The following is a 20,467-nucleotide window of genomic DNA, read 5'->3' on the forward strand; positions in this document are numbered from 1 at the left end:
ATGGTTTGGTTGTTTTTTGTCCAGCTAAGGTTTATTTCGTTAGCTGTCCGGCTTGAATGGCAGTAATGGCGATGGTGTAAACAATGTCATCCACGAGGGCACCTCGGGATAGGTCATTTACGGGTTTGCGGATACCCTGCAGCATAGGACCAATACTGACAACTTCTGCACTACGTTGAACCGCTTTATAGGTTGTGTTGCCTGTATTTAGATCAGGGAAAACAAACACAGTCGCTTTGCCTGCTACCTTGCTGTTTGGTGCCTTCTGCTTAGCCACCTTTTCCATTATGGCCGCATCATATTGCAGTGGCCCGTCAATCAGTAGGTCTGGACGACGCTGTTGAGCGATTTCCGTAGCCTGCCTAACTTTATCTACATCATTACCTGAGCCTGAACCGCCAGTGCTGTAACTGATCATTGCCACCCGTGGGGTAATGCCGAAAGCTTCAGCAGACATGGCACTCTCAATGGCGATTTCAGCTAATTGTTCAGCAGTAGGGTCAGGGTTGATGGCACAGTCTCCATATACCAACACTTGATCCGGTAGACACATAAAGAAAACCGATGATACTAAGCTGGACTCTGGAGAGGTCTTAATCAACTGTAGTGCCGGGCGTATGGTGTTTGCCGTAGTATGAATGGCGCCTGAAACTAAGCCATCCACATGATCTTGCTGCAACATCATGGTACCGAGTACGACATTGTCTTCCAATTGTTCATTGGCAATGATATTGGTAACGCCACGATGTTTACGTAGCTCTACCATTGGTGCTATGTATTGATCGCGAATGGTACTTGGGTCGAGTATTTCAACGCCAAAGCCAAGCTCTACGCCATTATTTTGTGCGATACGCTGGATCTCTTCTGGGTTTCCTAAAAGAGTACAACGTGCAATGCCTCGTTCAGCACAAATAGAGGCGGCTTGTATGGTTCGAATATCTTCACCTTCAGGGAGGATGATACGCTTATTTAGAGCACGTGCTTGCTCGATTAGACGGTAACGGAACGCTGGGGGGGACAACTTGCGTTCTTCGTTGTTTAAAGCAAAAGAATTGATCCAATCGTGATCAATACAGCGTGCAATGTGTTCTTTAACCGTTAAGATTCGCTCTTTGTCATCCAGCGGAATCTCTTGGTTAAAGGATTGCATTTTTATAGCGGTTTCCCAGCTATTGCTGTCAACGGATAAGATCGGTAATCCCTTCGCCATGGCTTTACCACATAAGGTCATCAAGGCCTCACTTGGTTGGTAGCCACCGGTCAAAACCAGTGCCGCAATCTTAGTATCATTCAAGGCTGCAATGGCCGTAGCCATGATGACGTCCGTACGGTCACCAGGTGTAAACACCAATACGCCAGGTCGAAGTGCTTCAAGTACATTCTCAACACCACGGGCACAGAGTGTATAGGAGTGGATGCGACGAGTGTCCATTTCTCCTGCATTGACGACGCGTGCTTCAAGGAAGTCCGCTACATCTTTGACACGTGGATAAGTCAACTCTTCAGAGGTCGGAATCTGTCCTAACAGGCTGAAGTTGCGCTTGAAGATAGGGCGTTGAGCGAATGAATCGCCGTAGGACTTCATGCCTAAAGAGCCTGGCTGTGTTTTGTTTAGGATACAGCCGATGACATCATTTGCTTTTAAGCCGCCATAAGAGCCAGCAGCGATTTCCACATGATGTTCAAGTTCTGTGACACGCATTTTATTGGGAGCAGTGACCAAAACCAAACCAGCATCCAGTGTTCGTGCAATGGCTTTGTTTAAGCGTGTTGCATAAGGGTGCCCCGGAATCTGTGCTAAACCTTCAACGATTACCGTGGAGTCAGGCTCAATGCTCGCTTGAAAGCGGCCTACGACTTCTTCCATCAATTCATCAATATTATCGTTGTATAGGTAACGTTCTGCTTCATGCAGTGGGATAGGCTCCGCTGGACGCAGGGTGGAACCTTGGGCGACCATCGCTGTTGAGCGATCAGGGCCATCATCACCAGGGTGTGGTTGAGCGATCGGCTTAAAGAAACTGGCCTTTAAGCCTTGCTGTTCTAACGCACGAACCAAACCAACGGAGACGGATGTAAGTCCGACGCCTGGGCCTGTAGGTACTGTCATTAAAACATTAGTAGACATGGGGTGTTATATCCTTAGGCACTGTGTGTTGTTGCAGTGTCTTGGTTAATTAAATGCAAGGTGTCTTGCGCGATCAAAAGTTCTTCGTTAGTTGGAATGATCCAAACTTTAACCGGTGCGTCAGCTAGTGAGATGCATGAGATCTCACCGCGTGGAGCGGTTTGGTTAGTGTTTCTATCAATTTTAATGCCAAGTGTTTGTAATCTTTGACAAATTGCCTCACGAATAAGAGGAGAGTTCTCGCCAATGCCGCCAGTGAAAACCAAGTGCTCTAGTGAGCTAAGATTGGTGGAAACGGATGCAAGATGTTTTGCCGCACGGGAGCTGAACATGTCCAGTGCTAACTGAGCGCGGTCATCGCCTTGTGCTTGTGCGGTTTCAAGGGTGCGGCAGTCATTGGAAATCTCAGAAATACCTTTTAACCCACTTTCTTTGTTGAGCACATTTAATGCATCTTCCATAGTGATGCCTTCAGCGTCTGCGATAAAAGACAATAGACTAGGGTCGAGGCTGCCACTGCGAGTGCCCATCATCAAACCTTCTAGCGGGGTAATGCCCATACTGGTGTCTACGGACTGACCGTTACAGGTTGCACACACACTTGCACCATTACCTAAATGTGCGATTAAAGCGTTTTCTGCTCCGTAGGCGGGATCAAGTTCAGACAGTTTTTGAGAAATGTAACGGTAACTTGTGCCGTGGAAGCCATATTTTCTAAAATGATGCTCACGGTATAGGCGCATTGGAATAGGGTAGAGGTATTGGTCTGCGCTCAAGGTTTGGTGAAATGCAGTATCAAATACTGCTACTTGAGGAAGGTCTCCAAACAGTGCTTGGGTCTCCTTGATGCCTTTTACATGTGCAGGGTTATGGAGCGGTGCAAACACAGAGCAATCCTCAATACCTTTTAACACTTCATCGTTAATGGTTACGGATTGGCTAAACGTTTCCCCTCCATGAACAACGCGATGTCCAACGCCAGCGAGGGATATGTCGGCTTCGGGATGCTCATTGATCCATTTTTTGATCGCTGCTACTGCGGCCCTATGGTCATTGTCATAAAGCCTTTGCTCTTGTTTGGTGCCATTGTGCTTAAAAGTAATCGAGCTATGCTCAGAGCCGAGGCGATCTGCAATGCCTTCAAGAATAGGAGGGTTTTCAGTGCCATCTAAGACAGCAAATTTTAGAGATGAGCTGCCGCAATTAATTACCAGTACTTGATCTGTCATCAGTGGTTTTCCTTAATCACTCGAAGTGATAGATCGATCGCAATCACATGTTTAGTTAATGCCCCCACAGAAATATAGTCCACTCCTGTCGCCGCAACATCTTTAATGTGCTCGTCTGTCATATTGCCTGACGCTTCAAACTTAACTTTGTCACCGTACTGGTTTACTGCCGTAGACATATCTTCGAGTGAGAAGTTGTCTAGCATGATAATAGTGGCACCGGCATTTGCCGCTTGAGCGACTTCATCAAGGTTTTCAGTTTCAACTTCAATGGGTTTGCCTGGGGCAATGATTTTTGCTTGCTCTACGGCAGCAGAAATTGATCCAGCAGCCATGATGTGGTTTTCTTTGATTAGAAACGCATCATATAAGCCAATGCGGTGGTTTGCCGCACCACCCACTGTGACCGCGTATTTTTGAGCAAGGCGGAAGCTAGGTATCGTTTTTCGGGTGTCTAAAATGGTTAAAGCTTGGTTATTCACTAAGTCAGCGTATTTTTTCGATACGGTAGCCGTATAAGAAAGCATTTGAAGATAGTTTAGAGCAGTGCGTTCACCTGTGAGTATGCTGCGAGCATTCCCTTTTAAAGTAAGAAAAGGGGAGTTGGCCTCTAGCAGTTCACCTTCATTAGCTAACCAGCTCACTTCGACACTTGGATCAAGTTGTTTAAACACTTCGTTAACCCAAGCTTGGCCGCATAAAACCGCTGGTTCACGGCTGATAACAGTGGCAGTAAGTGTGTTGGATTCAGGGATTAGCTGGGCTGTGATATCGCCTGAGCCAATATCTTCTTGCAGTGAAAGGGTTACATGAGTGGTAATGTTTTCTAAGAGCTGGCTATCAAGCGTTGCCATAAATGTGCCTGTTTTGTCGATCAAGTTGTATTTATGCTGGAATTGTACCGAGTTAAATGTGTTTAGTCAGTTTAGAAATCGCTTTCGAAACATTTGTAAAGCCAGTTTATTGATAATTGTTAATTATGACGTGTATTGATGTTGTGAATAAAGGCTCAATTAACTAGCCTTATGGTTCCTTTAGGGAATCCAATTTAATAATTTTGCACAAAAAACAACCACTTTGGAGAGGTTTTGATAGGTTTTAGGGCACGTAGAGTGATTACGTGGCTATGCGTTTATTAGTTTAGATGGTAATCTTAGCCGCGAATTTCGTACCAACTCACGGGAATATAGGTCACTAAGGCGTGTAAAATAAGACACCCTTCGAGCAAAGGAGCGCGTGAAATCTCAGCAATCATCAGCTTTGCAGGGATTTAAAAGTGACAACAGTTATGCAAACTTTGACTGGTTGCACTGCAAAACAGTGTGCGTAGAGTTAGGGTGGGCAAAAGATTTGTTATTCAAATCTCTTAAACGGAAATAGGCTTATCCAAGATGATGGGTGGTCGGTGAAGATGGCGAAGAGTATCTAATTAAAATAACAAGCTCCTCTGTGATCAAGCCTACATACAATAAATTGCCAATGATTCGGCAAGCGTTATTTATGTGGGTATCGGCTGGTTACATACACGTATGCAATCGACAGTCTATTTAAACTGATCTACAAGTGACTACATAACCAAATGTACTTGTAGGTTTGAAGTTCTGTTCTTATAGCGGGGGTTATAAACACTATGACGGAGCAGCATATCCTCGAAGATATCGATCCAATTGAAACAAAAGAATGGGTTGATTCTCTCGATTCTGTCCTTCGAGAAGAGGGTCCTGAACGTGCACAGTACATTCTGGATCGCTTAAATAAAGAAGCTTTGAAATCCGGCACTCCAATGCCTGCTTCTATCACTACGCCTTACCGTAATACGATTGCGCCACAAAACGAAAAGCCACTTCCAGGTGATTTGTTTATGGAACGTCGTATTCGCTCAATCATTCGTTGGAATGCTTTGGCGATGGTAATGAAGGCGAACCGCCAAGATTCAACTCTAGGTGGCCACATTACTAGTTTCTCTTCTGCAGCAACGCTTTACGACATCGCGTTCAACCACTTCTTCCGTGGTGCTAGTGAAACACAAGAAGCCGACATGGTGTTTTTCCAAGGTCATATCGCACCAGGTATTTACGCACGTTCGTTTATCGAAGGTCGTTTGACTGAAGAACAAATGGATAACTTCCGCCGAGAAGTAGACGGTAAAGGCCTATCTTCTTACCCACACCCTTGGTTGATGCCTGATTACTGGCAGTTCCCAACCGTATCTATGGGGCTTGGTCCTCTTCAAGCTATTTACCAAGCTCACGTTATGAAGTACCAAGACAGCCGTGGCCTAGTTAAGCAAGGCGACCGTAAGGTTTGGGCGTTCCTAGGTGACGGTGAATGTGATGAGCCAGAATCTTTAGGTGCCATCGCACTGGCTGGCCGCGAGAAGCTTGATAACCTTATTTTTGTTATCAACTGTAACCTACAGCGTCTTGATGGTCCTGTACGCGGTAACAGCAAAATTGTTCAAGAACTTGAAGGTGTATTCCGTGGCGCTGGCTGGAACATCGTTAAGTGTCTATGGGGTCGTCATTGGGATCCATTGTTTGAAAAAGACGATAAAGGTCTGCTTCAACAACGTATGGACGAAGTTTGTGATGGTGAGTTGCAAAACTACAAAGCAAATGGCGGCGCTTACACTCGTGAACATTTCTTTGGCAAATACCCAGAGTTGCTAGAAATGGTTAAGGATATGTCTGATGATGACATCATGAACCTTAACCGTGGTGGTCACGACCCATACAAAGTCTATGCAGCCTATGCCGCAGCGACTGCTCACAAAGGTCAACCAACTGTTATTCTTGCGCAAACCGTTAAAGGTTACGGTATGTTCAAGGCTGCAGAAGCACAAAACACGGCCCACCAAACTAAGAAGCTTGATGAAGAGTCTTTGGCGCAATTCCGTGACAAGTTTGGAATCCCAATCAGTGATGAAGATCTGAAAGACCTTCCTTACTACCGTCCTGCGGAAGACAGCCCAGAAATGAAGTACTTGCGTTCACGTCGTGAAGCACTTCATGGTGATTTCCCAGTACGCCGCAAGGATTGTGAAGCACTAGATGTGCCTTCTTTGGAAGACTTCAAAGCACAACTCAAAGGCACTGCAGGTCGTGAAATTTCATCGACTATGGCTTTCGTTCGCTGCTTAAACAATATGGTTAAGCACAAAGGCATTGGTCCTCGTGTTGTTCCAATCTTAGCCGACGAAGCACGTACTTTCGGTATGGAAGGTATGTTCCGTCAGCTTGGCATTTACTCTTCTGAAGGTCAGCGTTACACGCCACATGACCACCAGCAAGTAATGTTCTACAAGGAATCTGAGAAGGGTCAAATCCTACAGGAAGGTATTAACGAAGCAGGTGCTATGTCTGCTTGGTTGGCGCTGGCGACTTCGTACAGCAACAACAACTACCCAATGATTCCTGTTTACATCTACTACTCAATGTTTGGTTTCCAACGTATTGGTGACTTGGCTTGGGCTGCAGGTGACTCGCAAGCACGTGGTTTCCTACTGGGTGCCACAGCAGGTCGTACTACCCTAAACGGTGAAGGTCTACAGCACGAAGATGGTCACTCGCACATTCTAGCGGGTACTATCCCTAACTGTGTCTCTTACGATCCAACATACTCTTATGAGGTGGCGGTCATCGTACAAGACGGTCTACGTCGTATGTACCAAGAGCGTGAGAGTGTTTTCTACTACCTAACGGTAATGAACGAAAACTACGAACACCCAGATATGCCTGAAGGTGCTGAAGAAGGCATCCTGAAAGGTATGTACAAGTTCAAGTCTGTTGAGAAAAAAGGCAACAAGCAAACTGTTCAGCTTCTTGGCGCTGGTGTTATTTTGCGTGAAGTCGATGCTGCCGCTGAGATTCTAAGCGAAGAGTTCGGTGTGAACGCGGACGTTTGGAGTGTTACCTCTTTCAACGAATTGCGTCGTGAAGGTCTGGATGCAACCCGTTGGAATATGCTTCACCCAACTGAAGAACAGCGTCAATCTTACGTAGAGCAGTGCTTAGGGGACAAGGGTCCTGTTATTGCTTCAACAGATCACATTAAACTTTATGCAGATCAGATTCGCCCATTCATCAACACTACCTACAATGTACTAGGTACTGATGGCTTTGGTCGAAGCGATACCCGCGCCAAACTGCGTCACTTCTTTGAAGTGAACCGTTACTGGGTGGTTGTTTCTGCGCTGAGCGCTCTAGCGAAAGATGGTAAGGTAAAACCTGAAGTTGTCGCTGAAGCCATTAGCAAATTTGGCCTAGATCCTAATAAGCCAAACCCAGTTACCTGCTAATAAGCGGAATAATCGGGACTGGATCGGCTGTGAGCCGATCCAGTTTGTAAAAGTTTGATGCGTCTTTACGACAAAGGAGATTTCCGTGAGTACTGAAATCATTCGAGTACCGGATATTGGTGGCGCGACTGACGTCGATGTCATCGAAATTAGCGTCAAGGTTGGTGACATTATTGAAGTCGACCAATCCATTATTGTGTTAGAGACAGACAAGGCGTCTATGGACGTTCCGTCTCCGCTAGCGGGTAAAGTTACTGCCATTTCAGTGAAAGAGGGTGATACCGTTTCCGAAGGAAGCGAAGTTCTTACCCTTGAAGTAGAAGGTGCAGGCGCATCTGAAGAGCCTGCAAAAGAAGCTGAGCCTGAAGCGCCTAAACAAGAAGCAGCTCCAGTGGCTGAAAAACCAGCAGCGCAACCTGCTGCTTCCGCTGAACAAACTGTTTCTGTGCCTGATATCGGTGGTGCAACAGGCGTTGATGTGATCGAAGTCTGTGTTGCTGAAGGCGATGAAGTGTCTGAAGGTGATTCCATCATCGTATTAGAGACTGATAAAGCGTCTATGGATATTCCTTCTCCGTTTAGCGGCAAAATCTCTAAGCTGTTAATCAAAGAAGGTGACACGGTTTCTGAAGGTGATGACATCTTGGTTATCATGGCAGAAGGCGAAGCCCCTGCTGAAGCGGCTCCTGCTCCAGAGGCCGCACCGGCTCCTGCTAAAGAAGAAGCTGCACCAGCACCGGCGGCAGCGCCTGTGGCAGGTGGTGTCGAGTCCGTAAATGTTCCTGATATCGGTGGCGCAACAGATGTTGATGTCATTGAGGTATCTGTTGCAGTGGGCGATAAGGTTGAAGAAGGTGATTCCATCATCGTTCTTGAAACTGACAAAGCGTCTATGGATATCCCTGCGCCTAAATCAGGTACTGTTAAATCACTTTCTATCAAAGAAGGCGATAAAGTCTCTGAAGGCACATTGATTCTTGAACTTGAGGTGGAAGGTTCTGCTCCGGCAGCAGCACCACAGCAGGAAGCGCCAAAAGCGGCAGCACCTGCGCCAGCGAAACAAGAAGCGCCTAAAGCGGCTGCACCAGCAGTGGATCAAGGTGCGGTTTTGTCCTCACCAAGCAAAAAGGTTCATGCAGGCCCTGCGGTCCGTCTATTGGCTCGTGAGCTAGGTGTTGATTTGACTTTGGTTCGTGCGACTGGCCCTCGTGGTCGTATCACGAAAGAAGATCTACATGCTTACGTGAAAGCAGCAGTCCAAAAAGCGTCATCTGCTCCAGCAGCAGGCGCACCGGTTGCTGAAGGTGCAGGTATTCCTCGTGTACCTGAGATCGACTTTAGCCAATTTGGTGAAGTCGAAGTTGTGAAAATGAGTAAGATTCAGAAGATCACGTCTTTCAATATGACGCGTTCTTGGTTGAATGTTCCTCATGTAACACAGTTCGATAAGGCTGATATCACGGATCTAGAAGACTTCCGTAAGAGCTTGAAGCCAGAAATGGAAAAACAAGGTGTTAAATTAACCCCACTTCCATTTATGATCAAAGCGGTTGCTCAAGCCCTTGTTAAGAATCCAGCATTCAACGTTTCTTTGCATGCTGACGGGGAAAGCGTCGTGCAGAAGAAATACGTTCACATTGGTATTGCCGTTGACTCTCCAGTTGGCTTGGTGGTTCCTGTGCTTCGCGATGCAGATAAAAAATCTGTCGTTGAAATCGCAACTGAAGCAGGTGAGTTGATCAAGAAAGCCTTGGCTAAGCAGCTTAAACCAGCTGACATGCAAGGTGGCTGTTTCACAATCTCTAGCCTTGGTGCTATGGGGGGAACTGGCTTCACACCAATTGTGAATACTCCTGAAGTGGGCATCCTTGGTGTGTCTAAAGCGGATGTTGAGCCTCGTTGGAACGGTAAAGAGTTTGAGCCACGTACAATGTTGCCATTGTGCTTGTCATACGATCACCGCGCAGTTAATGGCGCAGACGCTGGTCGTTTCATGACATACTTGAATGCTTTGCTTAGTGATGTTCGTCGTCTAACTCTGTAACCTGATAACAGAGCTTAAGACATAAAAAAGCAGCCTAAGGGCTGCTTTTTTTGTGCCTACTTTTGCTAGTGATTAGTTGATAAATTACTCTCCGGCGAGAAATGCCAAAATACGATCCTTTTGCCACATGGCATCTTTATACCCCAGCTCCATAAGAGCCTGACAATATTCAGGGGTAAAAAGTAAGTAACTGGCTGCTGAAGAGGCGTTCTCTGTTCGATTGCCCGTAGCCGTCCTAAGCAATCTGGCGATGCTTTTTGGCAAAGTATGCAAATGCTCTCTTGCGATAACGTTAAGGCCCATGGAAGGAGAAATCACTAAAGTCTTGCGATGAGCAAGATCCGCTGGTCGTTGTTCTTCAGGTATTAGAGACAATAGCTGATTAAGTTCCTCTATATGAGCGATGTCCTGATCAATTGTGTCTATAAATGCGCTGTTGAGTAGTTGCCCTAATACTTGAACGATTGAGGGCTCCTGAGTGTTCTGTGCCGTTGGGGCTTGGGACCAATCTTTTGCTTGGCGATTATCACTTACACCAATAAGCATTAAACGTTCAGCACCAAGATTGATAGCAGGACGGATAGCTGACCCTAGTCGAACGGCACCGTCACCAAAGTACTGATCATTAATTCTTTCTGGTGGAAAAATGCCCGGTATGGCACTGGATGCTAACAAATGTTCTATGGTGATAGGCTCTCTTACGCCTACTTTTCTGCCTTGAGCCCAACCGGCAAGCGTGCTATTGGACGTTTGAAAAAAAGTGGTGGAACTGCCAGCAGAATAGTTAATAGCAGTGATTGCCAGAGTCTCAATTAAACGCTGATTTAGGGCAATGGAGACTTTATCTAAATCTAAATAACGCCTTAGTAATAACGCCAAAGGGGCGTTTGTCATAAGAGATAGGGAAGTGCCGTGCCCTTGGCGCAGAAAAGCTGCCGCAAGCGTTTTAGTAATAGAGGAGGCAAGTGGCCATCGACTTACTTCATAAATTTGGTCAGGGGTTAAGTGTCGCCAGATAAACGAAAGCTGCTTGACGCCCTTGTTAAAATTGCTCGCTTGAGTAGCTAAAAAGGCAGCGTTCAATGCTCCTGCAGATGTTCCGCACAACACCTGAAAAGGTATTGGGGAGCCCTTTGGCATCATTGTGCTGAGGGCGCTTAAGACCCCCACTTGATAGGCTCCTCGGGCACCACCTCCAGACAACAGCAACGCAGATTTTCCTAACGTCATAACCTGGCCCCTCAAACAACTTTCCATCTATAAGGATAGTTGATATTCCGGTGATTGCCTTTGGTGCGAAATGTAAAGTTATGTTCTTAATTGGTGCTATTTTGTTGTTGTGTAAGCTATTTTTGTTAACTCTTCACGGAGGTGAGAAGGTTTTGCGGATGAATTATAAATTATATTTATATCGATATAATCCAGTGCGGTTGATTAATATTTCTGACATCTAATTGTAATCCAGTGTTTATGTCCAAATTTTTGTTTATCTCTAGTGATTGCGTTTGTGTTGAGAGTTTAGGTGTTGGAATACGTATTCTATTCTTTTGAGTTCTGGTATGAGCTTTGCTGTGGGTTAAATAGCTCCGTTAAGAGGGCATTTATTATAATCCATAGAAGGGTGAACTATGACACAACTGGCTAGTGATGCGATGGCGCTAAGTCGAGATGAAAAGAAATGGTTAAAATGGTTCGGTGCGAACGGCAAATTCAAGTTAGGCTGGAGTTGTTTCTTAAACCGAAAATCCTATAAAGATATAGAAATGACATTTGAAGGTGTCGCAAATACTCGAGTAAGGCTACTAAAACAATTTACCAATAATGTTTGGGAGCGACTTGAACAAACGACACAAACCTTATCCACGATCGATAAGAAATATCTCTCCGGTACCCTAGCAACTGTTTCACAGTCCTTACCAGAAGCTTCTGAAATATCTCTAATTCAATCAAATGGCACAATTTTTTATTCTAGTCAGTCTAGTCGAACTGGCTTAGTTCATGAGCAAACTAAAGCCATCAAGCGGGCCCTAGAGAAGCCTTTTCTTCATGGGCCATATCGAGACCCTGTAACACTTGCTTTAGGGGCGACTACTTCAAAATTTCATGATCAGATGACCATGATGTTCTATCAGCCAGTGACTTTTGACGGTGAAAGCATGTTGCTGGCGGCTCGAATTCCAAATGATGTATTCAGTGATTTGATTCAACGTGAAGCTGGCCATATCTTTAATGAGTCGGGTGATAATTATCTATTCATGGTTGAGTCATCATTTGACCCAGAAATTAAACCAGGCATCGCCTTAAGCCGTTCACGTTTTGAAGACGACACATTTTTCTTGGGTGAGAACCTTAAACAAGGGGTTAATACGCCTTTCGGGACTGTAAAGATTAAAGAACATACAGAATTGGAAGTGATGTTTACGGATCCCTCCACAGGACAGCTGCACCCAGGTGTTCGTGAAACCATTAAGAATGGCAGTAACCTTTATGTGAAATATCCAGGTTACTCAGATTATAGGCACATACCTGTGATTGGTAAGGGCGTTACTTTCACCTTAAAAGGATCAGATGATCGATGGGGGATGATGTGTGAGGGCGATGTGGAGGAGGTGTATCGTCCACGCTCTGTTCAATACACCATGATGCGAATGTATTGGCTATGCATGGTGCTGACCCTAGGTGTTCAATTTGGGCTCAATGCCTTCACCGATTTGCCTGTCTATGCCTCTCTTGGGTTATCTGCTCTTGTAGCATTTTTGCTGTCATTGCTTTTCTCTGCAAAAGGTCCCGCAAAACTGTCCCGTCAACTAGGGGGGATGGCTAAAGTCATTCGTGGTTTAGCTGAGGGGGAAGGCAATTTAACCCAGCGCATGGATGTTTCTCGATTGCCGCCCAATGAGGCAGGTTATCTTGGTCGTTGGATTAATAGCTTTGTTGATAATTTAGACCAGATTGTTGGCGAGGTCATTGTCTCCGCTAAAGAAGTATCGTCTTTGACCCAACAAATGGAAGGTTCTAACAAAGAGGCTTCTCAAGCTGCTGAAGCGGTGCAAGATGCAGCAAGTGATTCGTTAAGTGTGGTTCAGTCGCAAACTGGGTATGTTGAGAAAGCCAATGGTAGTGTAAGCGTGATGAAAACCACCATGGAAAAAGCTGTGCAAGGCGCCCATTCTCAATATGTATTGGTGCGTCAAAGTACTGAAACCATTCGGGATGTGGTTCAAACCTCAGCCGATTCCGTTAACCTTTTGAGTCAGCAGGCAGAGGATGTAGGACGCTTTGTTAACGAAATCACCGATATCACCAGCCAAACCAACTTATTGGCATTGAATGCAGCCATTGAAGCGGCTCGAGCAGGCGAATATGGGCGAGGCTTTTCAGTAGTGGCCGATGAAGTGCGAGCCCTTGCAAATCGTACTGCTGCAGCCGCCGCAGACATAGGTAACGTGGTAGAAGGAATCAAATCTGAAACGGATCGTGCCGTACTATTAATGGAGCAGGGTATAAAGGATGTGAACGAAAGTTTGCTAAAAAATGAAGCAGCTTCAAATGACAGTGATACACTCTCTAATGCTGCATCGGATATGTTCCGAATCATTGAGCAAATTTCAGACACCACCCAGAAAAATGGTGACCATGCCCATCAAGTAGCAGCCAGTGCATTACAGATGGGATCAAGTATTCGCTTGGTGAAAGCCAATGCGGATCAGGTGCAGGCGAAAGCAAATGCCTTGTCACGTTTGGTGGGATTATTTAAGGTGAGTGCTGCCTAAGTATGGAGAATAAAAATGAGCCAAGCCGAGATGGCGTTGTTGAAAAAAGGACTGATTCCCTATTTTCAGCCTATCGTCGAAGTATCTACGGGTTGTATAACAGCATTTGAGGCATTGGCACGTTATGAAGATGACGAAGCTAATGTTTCATCTGCGGCTTATTTATTTGGTGATACGTCCATTTCGTTAAAAGATCGTCGGGAAATTGATCAGTATGTCCGAGCGCAAGCCATCACTAAAGCCTCGCTTTTGCCTGACGGTACCCGCTTAACGCTGAACATTTCACCTGAGTTGATTGAATATGATCAAGATCGCCCAATCATTCATACCATTGAAATGATTGAGCGATCTTCTCTTAAGCCGAACCAAGTCGTTATTGAACTTCTTGAAACGAAAGGACAGGTTTCAGATCTTAAAAAACTGGTGTCGGTCTATCGTGATGCAGGAATGCGTATTGCGGTAGATGATTTTGGCTCTGGTTTTTCCCATTTTGATCGTGCTATCGCCCTTGAACCTGATGTAATCAAACTGGATATGAAGTTATTAAAGTTGGCTTCAGTAGGCGGTTTGTTAGCAGGGTCTGCGGTGAAGTCCATAGTGGATTTTTGTACTAAGAGTGGTGCAGTCATTGTCGTCGAGGGCGTGGAAACAGAAGACGAATTCTTTTTTGGTCTAAGTTGTGGGGCTCATTATATGCAAGGTTTCTTGTTTTCCCCTGCCCAAAAAGAATTCTTATCAAAAGATACTTTTCAAACGCAAATTAGCGCCTTGCGCAAACGCTTCTTCAAGCACATGCAAGAGGAGAGTATTCGTTCGTCTGAACGCTATAATGCGCTGATAACGATTTTAGATGAAGTGACACTGCTTGACTTGGAAACCATGGCGGGGCAGCAGACTATGGAAGCTAAGCTGTCCTCCATAGAAGGGGTGCTGAGATATTTTATCGCTGACAGTGAGGGGTATCAGGAGTGTCCCAACTATGTACTTAACAATGAGGGACGCTTTGTCGATGAGCAGACTCAATGGAAAGCTGTGAACTGGTCTTGGCGTCCCTACTTTTGTCAGGCAAGTTGTTCACAGCGAGCTATTGTGTCGGACGAATACCTGGACATTCACTCTGGCAAACACTGTAAAACCGCGGCGGTGCGTCTTAAAAATGGGAGTGTGCTCTTAGTAGATATTAATGTGGCGGTCTAAATGACCGCCTAAATCATTGTTTTTACGCCTGATAGGCGTTGAAACTCTCGCCGATATTCGGGACTATATTAGCAACCATGACTAAATAGAGGCCCCCTCATATGGCAATTCATCCCCAAGCAGGACAGCTTGCACCTCATAACGCTCTTGTTGATATCCCCAAACTAGTGTCTTCCTATTATGCTTTGACTCCTGATCCTAGCATTGGGGTAGAGCAGGTCAGTTTTGGTACCTCAGGTCACCGAGGTAGTGCACTTAATAAAAGTTTCAATGAACATCATATCTTGGTGGTTTGTCAGGCCATCTCTGAATACCGTGCCGAACAAGGCATTAAAGGTCCATTATTTTTAGGTAAAGACACTCACGCCTTATCTGAAGCAGCGTTTCGCACAGCCATTGAAGTGTTAGTGGCCAACGACGTACAAGTAATGATCCAAGAGGGTGACGGCTATACCCCAACGCCAGTGATATCTCACGCTATTCTGACTCACAACGCTTCTGGGACTAACAAGGCTGATGGCATTGTCATCACACCCTCTCACAACCCTCCAGAAGATGGCGGGATCAAATATAATCCTCCTAAAGGGGGGCCTGCAGACAAAGACATTACAGACTGGATAGCAGCGAGAGCCAATGCTTTGTTGGCAGATAATCTAGAGGGCGTTAAGCGTATCCCGTTTGAAACGGCCCTTGAGCGCGCTCAATCATTTGATTATATCTCTCATTACGTAGATGACTTGGCAAATGTCATTGATATGGAGGCCATTAAAAAGGCTGGTGTTCGTATTGGGGTTGACCCTCTGGGTGGCTCTGGTATCGGTTATTGGGCACCGATTGCTGCGAAATATGGTCTTAATATTGAGGTGGTTAATGACCGTGTGGATCCAACCTTTGGCTTTATGCCCCTTGATAAAGATGGTCGTATTCGGATGGACTGTTCGTCACCCTATGCCATGGCTAACCTGTTAAAGATTCAAGATCAATTTGATGTGGCAGTGGGTAATGACCCTGATTATGATCGTCATGGCATTGTTTGTCCAGGTTTCGGCCTAATGAACCCAAATGCCTATTTGGCTGTGGCGATTGAATATCTGGCAACTCATCGAGAGTGGCCTGTGGACATTCAATTCGGCAAAACCCTTGTTTCCAGTGCCATGATTGATCGTGTTGTTGAGGACCTAGGCAAGCAGTTGTGTGAAGTGCCTGTTGGTTTTAAATGGTATGTGGAAGGGCTCTTTGATGGAACCATGGCCTTTGGTGGTGAGGAAAGCGCTGGAGCGTCCTTCTTGCGCCGTGATGGGGGTGTTTGGTCAACGGATAAAGATGGCATTATCCTAGCTTTGCTTGCTGCAGAAATTTTAGCGGTCACCGGTAAAAACCCAGCACAAATAGCAGAAGAGCAGGTGGCTAAATTTGGTAAGCCTTACTACAAACGTATTGATGTGACGGCTACACCTGAGCAAAAAAGTATTTTAAGTAAATTGAATGCGGAGGCTGTTACCCAAGCAACCTTGGCAGGTGATGAAATTCTGCAAAAATTGACTCATGCTCCAGGTAATGGGGCGGCAATCGGTGGCCTAAAAGTGGCAACAAGCAATGGCTGGTTTGCTGCCCGTCCTTCAGGAACCGAAAACGTGTACAAAATTTACCTCGAAAGCTTTGTCTCTGAAGACCACCTAGGTTTACTTGAAAAAGAGGCTGTTGAGTTGGTTAATGGAGTGCTGGGTTCATAAAGTGAATTTAAACATCACTTAGCCTGTGCTAAGTGATGTTTTCCAACCTTGAAAGCCATTTCGTCAAAGAGAAACCTAGTGTTTGACTGAGTTTCTCGCATTCTTCCTTTTGTTGCTTTCCATTTAAATCATGGGGGCTGTTCGTTGCAAACACGACCCAGTTACCGCAGCCAGTGTCCAAGGCAGTAACATGATTAAATCGATCGGTCAGGGCTTCCTTGAGTTCAGGGTGGTATTGGTGTTCATCCCAGCAGTTTAATACCAGCAATCCACTGGCTTTTAATTGTCTTTGGGCGTTTTCTAAAAAGCTTTCAGTGGCAACCCTTTGATCCATGCCAAAGTGTTGATAAAGGTCCGTATAAAGAATATCGACTTTTTTGTCTTGGGTTGTTTCAAGGTAATGAATGGCATCATCGGTGATTACCTGAATCCGTTTACTTGAAGGTAAACGGAAATACTCCTTTGCAATCTCTACGATTTCAGGGCGTAACTCTACGGCGGTTATCTGAATGCCGCTTACGGCTTTGGTTAGAGCGTGAACCAGTGCGCCACCCCCCAAGCCAAGAATGGCGACTCGTTTAGGTGTGCGGTCTAGTAGGGATAACAGCATTGCTTGGGTGTATTCATGCTGAAGCACATGTGGTGTCTTAAGTTGAATACGTGTTTGCTCGTCGCCTTCAGCAAAAGACAGCAGTCTAAATTTACCATCATCAAATACTTTGATGTTGCCGTATTCGTCTTGTGTTTCGTAGATAAGGGGCATTTGTTACTCGTTATAAAAAGACCAAGCATGGCTTGGTCTAGTTGCGCTTAAGTGACTATGTATGCCGTATGCTAGTGATCGGCTTTTACGTGGGCTAGCAAAACTTGAGCGGGATGTTTAATGTGAGCCGTGTCTAATCGCTTAGCCTGACATCGACATGAATAGCCTGTTGCCACTAGCTTATCCTGCAACTGGTCATTATTAACCTTATCTCTCCATGATAGGTTGTATATCTCTTCTGATGTGGCTCTGTTACTGGACTCGTGACCGTATGTGCCCGCCATGCCACAACAACCCACATTCTCAACTTGTAGCTTTAAGCCTAATAATTCAAATACCTTCTGCCAGTCTTTGATTGAACTTGGTGCATTTGTTTTCTCAGTACAATGAGCCATCATATGGTATTGCTCATCTTTGACTGAAATGGCTTGTTTTTCTAAATGGGTGGATTGGTTTGCGAGCCATTCCTGCATTAACTGAACTTTTGGAATCGGACGACTGTTGCCAAAAGCTTTGGCGTATTCTGCCCGATAGGTCAGGGTCATGGACGGGTCCACACCAATGAGTGGAATGCCATAGAAGGACAAGTTTTGCAGCATGTCTAGGTTTTTGCGTGCTGTACGTTCAAATGATCTTAGGAAGCCATGAACATGTAATGGCTTGCCGTTTGGCAAGAAGGGGGCTAAATAGGCTTGGAAACCTAGTCGGCTTAGTAGCTCCATCATGTCCAACACCAGCTCAGTTTCAAAATAACTAGTGAATGCATCCTGTACCACTATGACTGCGCGCTTACGGTCCTTAGGGCTGAGTGCCTCGATGGCTAAAGGTGTTGCTAAGCGAATGCCACGACGGGACATTTCTCGCTTAAGGTTGTATTGGGAAAATTTAGGGCTGTCTTCGAAGCCAACAAACTTGCTGATCGCTCGATTGGCAATTTTATTACTGACGAGCCAGTTATAGGGTTGCGGTAAGACCGAAAGCGTCGGCATTACAAATTCTAGGCCGCCGACAAAGTAGTCTTTCATTGGGCGCAAATAGCGGCTGTAATAGAGCTCCAAGAATTTCGCGCGAAACTCCGGCACATCCACCTTTATTGGGCATTGTCCAACACAGGATTTACAGGCCAAACAGCCCATCATGGATTCATGGACTTCATGAGAAAAGTCGTACTCACCCTTGCGTTTACTGATGGTGTTTCGCAGACGTGGAATAAAGCCTGCTAAGAAGCTTGTGTGGCGGGTGTTATAGCTGGCTTTTTTGACATCGACACCTTGCTCACTCATGCCGCGAAGCCATTCTCGCATTAAAGATGCTCTACCTTTAGGGCTATGGATTCTTTGTCGCGTACCTTTCCATGACGGACACATAGCATCATTTGGGTCGAAATTATAGCAGGCGCCATTGCCGTTGCAGTACATGCCTTCTTTGAATTGATCTCGGTTTGAAATAGGGATCTGTCGATCAAATTGGCCGCGCATGGGGACTTCATCAATTTTAAGAAGTTCAGCACCCAGTTCATAGGGCGTGGCAATCTTCCCAGGGTTAAGTTGGTTTCGAGGGTCAAATGCGCCTTTGATTTCTTGTACAGATGGGTAGAGGTCTCCGAAAAAGGCGGGGGCGTATTCCGATCTCACCCCTTTACCATGCTCACCCCAAAGCAAACCATCATACTTTTGGGTGAGAGCCACCACTTTGTCAGTGATCTCACGTATCAAAGGTTCTTGGTCGGCTTCTTTTAAATCTAAGGCAGGGCGCACGTGCAATACCCCTGCGTCCACATGGCCAAACATGCCATAGGTGACGCCATAACTGTCTAAAACCTCACGAAACTCCATGATGAAATCTGCTAGGTTTTCTGGTGGCACTGCGGTGTCTTCTACAAAGGGGACAGGGCGCCGTTCCCCTTGAGCATTGCCTAGTAAGCCAACAGATTTTTTGCGCATCCCCCAAATTTTATTAACGTTATTGTGTCCTTTGGCGATGGTGTAACCCTGAAAACTACCGTTGGGATCTTTGGATAATTCGTCTAGGCGATCCGTCAGTACTTTGATGCGCTCTGCGATGTCTTCTTCGCTATCTCCTGTGTACTCAACAAGGTTGATGCCTTGTGTGTCTTCACCGGGGTTTTGAGGGAAGAATTCTGAGACAGAATTCCAAATGATGTCACCTTTTGCCAGCCCAAGAACTTTAGAGTCAACGGTTTCAATAGAGGTTGGTCCTGCACTGAGAAGCTCTTTGGCATGGCGTAAAGAGGCTTCAAAGCTGTTGTAGCGAATGTTAACGAGAGAGGCATAGGTAGGGATTTTTAATAGGTTCACTTTGGCTTCTACGATGAAGCCTAAAGTACCTTCTGACCCACAGAGAATATTGTTAAGGTTGAAAAGACCGTTTTCATCACGAATATGCGCCAGATCGTAACCCGTTAAGCAACGGTTTAACTCTGGAAACGTCTCCGCGATCTGCTTTTGCTTGGTCTTTTGAATGGTGTCGATTACTCGGTGAGCGTGGGACGAATAATCTGAACCCAACTTAATGGATTCTAGTGTTTCATCATCAACCGGTTGTGTTTCTAATAAGGTACCATCCAGAAGAACGGTTTTGAGCTCCAGTACGTGATCTCGGGTTTTACCGTACATCACCGAGCCTTGACCACTAGCGTCCGTATTGATCATGCCGCCAACGGTCGCTCGGTTACTGGTTGAGAGTTCAGGAGCAAAAAATAACCCATGTTCAGCGGCAGCTTTGTTAAGTTGGTCCTTTACCACACCAGTCTGAACTCGCGCCCAGCCTTCTTCCACATTGATCTCAAGAATTTGATTCATGTGCTTAGAAATATCGACGATCAATCCATCACTTAATGATTGTCCGTTGGTGCCCGTACCGCCACCCCTAGGACTCAATACGATGTCGTGAAATTCGTCTTCATTAGAAAGGCGGGTGATGCGTTGTATGTCTTCAATTGATTTAGGGTAGATGACACCCTGAGGCAACACTTGGTAGATGGAGTTGTCGGTGGACAGTACCACTCGATTGGCGTAATCAGGATTGGTGTCACCTTGGAATCCTGAAGCCTTCAGGCGCTCGATGAAAGCGAGGTATTTTGCCTGAATTGGCGTGACTTCGGATAGCTTGGGGATCATTTGGTTTTCTCCGCTTTATGCATTCTCTCTAATGAAATTCTATCAAATAAAATCCTCCCTAAGGGATTTTCTTGCATGAGAAAAACGCGCATCATACGGCGCTTTAGTCATGTGGCAGCTTGTTACGGTTCGATAAATTGGAAGGCAATTTGAAAATAGAGCG

Annotated in this window: 11 protein-coding genes; 5 read left to right on the top strand and 6 right to left on the bottom strand. The window is 45.7% G+C overall.

The genetic code is table 11. The annotated features are described in order from the left end of the window. Positions 1–31: 31 nt before the first annotated feature. From pta to nadC, 3 genes are read right to left on the bottom strand one after another with little or no spacing between them, the layout of a single operon-like run. Complete coding sequence (gene pta, locus ACZ5DR_RS14195) at positions 32–2,128, bottom strand: phosphate acetyltransferase (RefSeq protein ID WP_377367326.1); 2,097 nt, start codon at positions 2,126–2,128, stop codon at positions 32–34. A gap of 14 nt (positions 2,129–2,142) precedes the next feature. Beyond that, complete coding sequence (locus ACZ5DR_RS14200) at positions 2,143–3,357, bottom strand: acetate/propionate family kinase (protein ID WP_377367328.1); 1,215 nt, start codon at positions 3,355–3,357, stop codon at positions 2,143–2,145. Then, the gene (gene nadC / locus ACZ5DR_RS14205; RefSeq protein ID WP_377367330.1) at positions 3,357–4,211 is read right to left on the bottom strand and encodes a carboxylating nicotinate-nucleotide diphosphorylase; all 855 of its coding nucleotides are present in this window, start codon (positions 4,209–4,211) and stop codon (positions 3,357–3,359) included. The genes ACZ5DR_RS14200 and nadC overlap by 1 nt, the downstream gene beginning before the upstream one ends. 776 nt (positions 4,212–4,987) lie before the next feature. Between nadC and aceE the strand changes: the two genes are divergently transcribed. Together aceE and aceF are read left to right on the top strand one after the other, a co-directional pair. Further along, positions 4,988–7,654 (top strand): pyruvate dehydrogenase (acetyl-transferring), homodimeric type, encoded by a 2,667-nt coding sequence (aceE, locus tag ACZ5DR_RS14210; protein WP_377367332.1) that lies wholly within the window; start codon positions 4,988–4,990, stop codon positions 7,652–7,654. Between the two features lie 85 nt (positions 7,655–7,739). Next, positions 7,740–9,698 carry a pyruvate dehydrogenase complex dihydrolipoyllysine-residue acetyltransferase gene (gene aceF, locus ACZ5DR_RS14215; protein ID WP_377367334.1) on the top strand — a complete coding sequence of 653 codons (1,959 nt, stop codon included), beginning with the start codon at positions 7,740–7,742 and terminating at the stop codon, positions 9,696–9,698. A gap of 84 nt (positions 9,699–9,782) precedes the next feature. On the opposite strand, the gene ACZ5DR_RS14220 is transcribed toward aceF, so the two are convergent. After that, positions 9,783–10,928: a patatin-like phospholipase family protein gene (locus tag ACZ5DR_RS14220; protein ID WP_377367336.1), complete on the bottom strand. Its 1,146-nt coding sequence runs from the start codon at positions 10,926–10,928 to the stop codon at positions 9,783–9,785. Positions 10,929–11,326: 398 nt separating this feature from the next. Between ACZ5DR_RS14220 and ACZ5DR_RS14225 the strand changes: the two genes are divergently transcribed. From ACZ5DR_RS14225 to pgm, 3 genes are all read left to right on the top strand, one after another. Beyond that, complete coding sequence (locus tag ACZ5DR_RS14225) at positions 11,327–13,471, top strand: methyl-accepting chemotaxis protein (protein WP_377367338.1); 2,145 nt, start codon at positions 11,327–11,329, stop codon at positions 13,469–13,471. 15 nt (positions 13,472–13,486) lie between these two features. Further along, complete coding sequence (locus tag ACZ5DR_RS14230) at positions 13,487–14,668, top strand: EAL domain-containing protein (RefSeq protein WP_377367340.1); 1,182 nt, start codon at positions 13,487–13,489, stop codon at positions 14,666–14,668. Positions 14,669–14,769: 101 nt separating this feature from the next. Continuing rightward, positions 14,770–16,401, top strand: a complete 1,632-nt coding sequence (pgm, locus tag ACZ5DR_RS14235) for a phosphoglucomutase (alpha-D-glucose-1,6-bisphosphate-dependent) (RefSeq protein ID WP_377367342.1) — start codon at positions 14,770–14,772, stop codon at positions 16,399–16,401. Between the two features lie 28 nt (positions 16,402–16,429). Here the strand turns inward: pgm and ACZ5DR_RS14240 are convergent, their stop codons facing one another. Then, entirely contained in the window at positions 16,430–17,164 is a 735-nt protein-coding gene (locus ACZ5DR_RS14240; RefSeq protein ID WP_377367344.1) for a spermidine synthase, read from the bottom strand. 71 nt (positions 17,165–17,235) lie between these two features. Then, a complete protein-coding gene (gene ydiJ, locus ACZ5DR_RS14245; RefSeq protein ID WP_377367346.1) occupies positions 17,236–20,304 on the bottom strand; it encodes a D-2-hydroxyglutarate dehydrogenase YdiJ in 3,069 nt (1,022 codons plus the stop codon). Positions 20,305–20,467: the final 163 nt, after the last annotated feature.

This window comes from Marinomonas vaga, from assembly GCF_055388305.1.